General features: G+C 31.9%; 1 pseudogene. It reads left to right on the forward strand.

Annotated elements, in window-relative coordinates:
• Nucleotides 1-342 (forward strand): annotated as a pseudogene (locus RG963_RS16465) (IS110 family transposase); the annotation flags it as partial.
• Nucleotides 343-1,243 lie beyond the last annotated feature (901 nt).

A 1,243-nucleotide genomic window follows, 5' to 3' on the forward strand; every position in this document is an offset into this window, starting at 1 on the left:
GATCAGAAAGAAAGGATCAAAAGTAGCCAGGTGGATTCTGACACAGATTGCTAATGCAGAAGCAAGAAAGAAAAATAGCAGGTTAAAAGAGTATTTTAACAGGAAAAAGAAGTCGATTGGACATGCAAAGGCAATCATTGCCCTAGCAAGGAAAATTGCCACAATTATCTGGCACCTAATTATAAATGACGAGATGTATGAAGATGAAACAGGATATATAAAAAGGGAGAAATTCAAAAAAAGAAGATTGTTGAAACTGAGATTTTCTCGGTTGATGAACGGATTAAAAGAATTAGCGGAATATTCGCAATTATAGGGAAAAAGGATCAAGAGAGCACATGAGGAAGATATCCTCATGTACTTTCATGCTAAATTCGAAGTTACTTCTCACAAAAAATCAGGGCAAATAGAAGTTCTCTACATTGGCCAGAAAGACTGGCCCTTACTTGTGATTTGCTTGCACATGAAACTCTTCATCTGCCTGCACTTACAGAGGAAGAGTTTCGGAGTTGCAAGTTCAATTAACAGATTTAGGAGGCGTTTTTCAGTTTTTGTCTGTTGGGTAGACACTTATTTATACCCCTAACTTATATTTAACACTTATCTTTGTATTCATGTTATATTGTGTCATTATCGTATATTATAATATTACTACATTAAAAGAAAATACAACGTTGAAGGAATAGTGTTACAAAGACCAGATTAACATAATGATAAAGTAGAGTCGTCCCAAAAATTACGTTGTTCCTACATTAATAAGAGTTTTAGAACCATTTTCCTGATCAGTAAATTAATTGAGAATTCCATATTCGAGATATGGAGACTTAATTCTAAGCTTTGAGATAGTTTTTATGTAAAATATCTGATTCTGTGTACATGTAAGTTCGATCAGGAGTTCTTTTTTGGACAATAATAGATATTCAAATTCTCTCTATTGATGTTGGGTCTCTATCTCTAATTATTGATTTTGAGGTATTATGGGAATTTTTTGAATTTTGATAAGTCTTCTTTTCTTTGGGGTTAAAGTTGTTACTTCAGTCGAATACCCCTAGCTTGCAGCGAGATCTGTTCGAGTCAGCACAACTATTCTTGTTATAATTATAAATAATTTTCATACTTTGTATTAAATCACAACTATTTTATGTTATTAGATTTTATAGCTTTTAAAATCTTAAAATTTAGTTTTTATTTGAGTATTTTATTTGGGTAGATACTATGACAGAAAACACTTATATTCGTGCTA

It is taken from the genome of Methanosarcina baikalica (assembly GCF_031461075.1).
GTDB classification, from domain to species: Archaea; Halobacteriota; Methanosarcinia; order Methanosarcinales; family Methanosarcinaceae; genus Methanosarcina; species Methanosarcina baikalica.